This is a genomic window from Mesorhizobium sp. M7A.F.Ca.CA.002.09.1.1, from assembly GCF_003998555.1.
Taxonomy (GTDB): domain Bacteria; phylum Pseudomonadota; class Alphaproteobacteria; order Rhizobiales; family Rhizobiaceae; genus Mesorhizobium; species Mesorhizobium ciceri.
In genome coordinates this window covers 1-3,962 of the sequence record NZ_RZRR01000527.1, presented here as the reverse complement: position 1 = coordinate 3,962, position 3,962 = coordinate 1, and the positions used below count along the sequence as shown (strand labels likewise).

3 protein-coding genes are annotated in these 3,962 nt (G+C 62.9%); 2 read left to right on the top strand and 1 reads right to left on the bottom strand.

Annotated features, from left to right (window positions below; translation table 11 throughout):
* Nucleotides 1–81 precede the first annotated feature (81 nt).
* Complete coding sequence (locus tag EN994_RS21245) at nt 82–993, bottom strand: LysR family transcriptional regulator (RefSeq protein WP_063168910.1); 912 nt, start codon at nt 991–993, stop codon at nt 82–84.
* A gap of 137 nt (nt 994–1,130) precedes the next feature.
* On the opposite strand from EN994_RS21245, the gene EN994_RS21240 reads away from it, so the two are divergent.
* Complete coding sequence (locus tag EN994_RS21240) at nt 1,131–2,327, top strand: acyl-CoA dehydrogenase (RefSeq protein ID WP_013529824.1); 1,197 nt, start codon at nt 1,131–1,133, stop codon at nt 2,325–2,327.
* Nucleotides 2,328–2,439: 112 nt separating this feature from the next.
* A partial coding sequence (locus EN994_RS21235) for a transglutaminase family protein (protein ID WP_164746057.1) occupies nt 2,440–3,962 on the top strand: 1,523 nt, incomplete at its 3' end.

The window sequence follows — 3,962 nt, the reverse complement described above, 5'->3', positions numbered from 1 at the left end:
CCCCAGCAACGCCAGCCGGAGCGGCCGGCGCAACAGGGAGCGTTCGGTGCTGCTTTGGCGAATGCGCTGAAGCGAAAGTAGCTACCACGCCAGAACGGCCGGTTCCTTCTCGACCTGGCCCAGCAGCCAGTCGCGAAAACTGGCGACCGGCGGATGGCCGCGCTTGTCGTGCGGGACGACGAGATAGTAGGCACTGCGGCTTTGCATGGGCTGGCCTGGCGCCGGCACCAGCTGGCCGCGCTGCAATTCACCTGCAATGAGGATCAACGGCAGCAGCGCCACGCCGAGCCCCGCCATGCAGGCCTGGGCGGCGGTGCCGAACTGTTCGAACTGCATGCCGGGTCCGGTCGGCGCGCTCAGGCCCTGATGCTCGAACCATTCGGTCCAGGCGCCAGGACGCGTCGCCATGTGCAGCAGCGGCAGGCGGCCGATATCGGCCGGTGCGGCGATGGCGCGGCCGGCGAGGAATTCGGGCGACACGACCGGCGCCACGGTTTCGCGCACCAACAGTGTCGAGTCGGCCTCCGGCCAGTCCGGCAGGCCGTAGTGGATGGCGGCATCAAGCCTCTCCCTGGCGAAGTCGAAGCGACCGACGCGGGTGACGAAGTTGATGGTGATATCGGGATTGTTTTCGACGAAATCGGGGATCATCGGCATCAGCCAGCGCGTGCCGAAGGTCGGCAAAATGGCAAGGTTCAGCATGCCACTATGCCGATTGCTCATCAATCCAAGGGCTGCGTCACGCAATTGCCCAAGTGCTGAACGCACCGCCTCGGCGTAGATCTCGCCCGATGTCGACAGCCTGACATTGCGGCTGTCGCGTTCGAACAGCCGGCGGCCGAACTGATCTTCCAGAAGTTTGATCTGGCGGCTGACCGCGCCCTGGGTCAGATCTAGCTCCTGGGCGGCGGCGGTGAAACTGCCGAGCCGGGCCACAGCCTCGAAGGCGGCAAGGGCGCTGATGTTGGGTAAAAGGCGGCGTTGGACACTCATGATCCATTCCTAACGATCATTGATCGGTGAATCAATTTCGTTTGATTTTTTCGAGGCGCAGGCCGATAGAACGGGCCAACATTTTGCTTCATGCATGTCATCGTTTTGAGCGACATGCATTGGTTGGGAGAAACGCGATGGCCGCCGACAAGAACGCATTCGTCTGGGAAGACCCGTTCCTGATCGAGGGCCAGCTTTCGGAAGACGAGCGCATGGTGCGCGACGGGGCGGCCGCCTTCGCCGCCGACAGACTGGCGCCGCGGATCGAGGACGCCTACCTCAACGAGACCTTCGACACCGCGATCTTCCGTGAAATGGGCGAGGCCGGCCTGCTCGGCATCAACATCCCTGAAGAATTCGGCGGGCTTGGCGCGAACTACGTCACCTATGGGCTGGTCGCACGCGAAGTAGAGCGCGTCGATTCCGGCTATCGGTCGATGATGTCAGTGCAGTCGTCGCTGGTGATGTATCCGATCTATGCCTATGGCTCGGACGAACAGCGCAAGAAGTACCTGCCCAAGCTCGCCAGCGGCGAGTGGATCGGCTGTTTCGGCCTGACCGAGCCGGATGCAGGCTCCGACCCGGGCGGTATGAAGACGCGCGCCGAGAAGACCGCCAACGGCTACAAGCTGTCCGGTTCGAAGATGTGGATTTCCAACGCGCCCGTCGCCGATGTGTTCGTCGTCTGGGCGAAGCTGAAGGGGGAGAACGGCAAGGACGAGATCCGTGGCTTCGTGCTGGAAAAGGGCATGAAAGGGCTTTCGGCGCCGAAGATCGGCGGCAAGCTGTCGCTGCGGGCGTCGATCACCGGCGAAGTGGTGATGGAAGGCGTCGAGGTCGGCGAGGACGCGCTGCTGCCCAACGCAAAGGGCCTTGGCGGACCGTTCGGATGCCTCAACCGGGCTCGCTTCGGCATTTCCTGGGGCTCGATGGGCGCCGCCGAGGATTGCTGGCACCGCGCCCGCCAATACGGTCTCGACCGCAAGCAGTTCGGCAAGCCGCTGGCCGGCACGCAACTCTACCAGAAGAAGCTTGCCGACATGCAGACCGAAATTGCGTTGGGATTGCAGGCGTCCTTGCGCGTCGGGCGGCTGCTGGATGAAGGTAAGATGGCGCCGGAAATGATCTCGATCGTCAAGCGCAACAATTGCGGCAAGGCGCTGGACATCGCCCGCCAGGCCCGCGACATGCATGGCGGCAACGGCATCCAGATCGGCTACCACGTCATGCGCCACGCGCAGAACCTGGAGACGGTCAACACCTATGAAGGCACGCATGACGTGCATGCGCTGATCCTGGGAAGGGCGCAGACGGGGTTGCAGGCATTTTTCTGAGCCGGTAACCGTTGCTTAAATTAGGTGCACCGCAACATCTCTGCTTGGAGAATGGCCGCCAGATGTGTCAGGGTTCAGCGAAATCGTTTGAAACGCTGAATTCCGGGGCCCCATGGCAATTCTGGCAGCCGTCTACCACCTGACCCATTACAAATACGACCGGCCGGTGGTTCTCGGGCCCCAGATCATCCGGCTGCAGCCGGCGCCGCATTCCCGTACCAAGGTGCTGAGCCATTCGCTCAAGGTCGAGCCGGCGAACCACTTCGTCAATCTGCAGCAGGATCCTTACGGCAATTTCCTCGCCCGCTTCGTCTTTCCGGAGCCGGTGACGGAGTTGAAGATCGAGGTTGACCTCGTCGCCGACATGACGGTCTACAATCCGTTCGATTTCTTCGTCGAGCCGTCGGCCGAGGCGTTTCCGTTCGAGTATCCGGAAGAGATACGCGACGATCTCGCCATCTATCGCACTCCGGAGCCGGCGGGACCGCTGCTGTCGGCGCTGCTGAAGACCATCGATCGCAGCGCTGCCAACACCGTCAATTTCCTGGTCGATCTCAACGCGCGGCTGCAGCGCGAGATCGCCTATATCGTGCGCATGGAAACCGGTGTGTTCTCGCCGGAAGAGACCTTGGCCGCGAAAAAGGGATCGTGCCGGGATTCGAGCTGGCTGCTGGTGCAGATCCTGCGCAATCTCGGCATCGCGGCGCGCTTCGTTTCCGGCTATCTGGTCCAGTTGAAGCCCGATCTGGTGGCGCTGGACGGTCCAGCCGGAACCGCCGTCGACTTCACCGATCTGCATGCGTGGTGCGAGGTCTATCTTCCCGGCGCCGGCTGGATCGGCTTCGATCCGACCTCGGGCCTGCTCACCGGCGAGAGCCATGTGCCGCTGGCCGCCACGCCGCATTTCCGCAACGCGGCCCCGATTTCCGGCATGGCGAGCTTCGCCAATGTCGAATTCGGCTTCGAGATGCGGGTCGACCGCATCGCCGAACATCCGCGCATCACCAAGCCATTTTCGGACGAAAGCTGGCAGGCGCTCGACGCTCTGGGCAACAAGGTCGATAAAGCACTTGCCGCCGGCGACGTGCGGCTCACCATGGGCGGCGAGCCGACTTTCGTGTCGATCGACGATTTCGAGTCGGCCGAATGGAACACCGCCGCCGTCGGTCCCACCAAGCGCGAAAAGGCCGACGAACTGATCCGTAAACTGCGCGAGCGCTTTGCGCTGGGCGGCTTTCTCCATTACGGCCAGGGCAAATGGTATCCGGGCGAAAGCCTGCCGCGCTGGACCTTTTCGCTCTACTGGCGTGCCGACGGCCAGCCGGTGTGGAGCGATCCGTCGCTGATCGCACGCGAAAAGAGCGAGGCCGACATCGGCCCGAAGCAGGCCGAAAGCCTGCTCACCGCGATTGCCGGCGAACTCGGCATCGACAAAGCCATGGTCAGCGAAGCCTATGAGGATCCGGCCGAATGGCTGCTCAAGGAAGGCAAGCTGCCCGACAATGTCGATCCGTCCAACTCTAGGCTGGAGGATCCGGAAGAACGCAGCCGCATGGCGAAAGTGTTCGAACGCGGGCTGACCAAACCGTCCGGCTATGTGCTCCCCGTCCAGCGCTGGAACAGCCAGGCATCGGA

What these genes read in the sequence shown, in the direction of transcription:
- EN994_RS21240 (WP_013529824.1), top strand. Translation starts at nt 1,131, where the DNA reads ATGGCCGCCGACAAGAACGCATTCGTCTGGGAAGACCCGTTCCTGATC.
- EN994_RS21245 (WP_063168910.1), bottom strand. Translation starts at nt 993, where the DNA reads ATGAGTGTCCAACGCCGCCTTTTACCCAACATCAGCGCCCTTGCCGCC.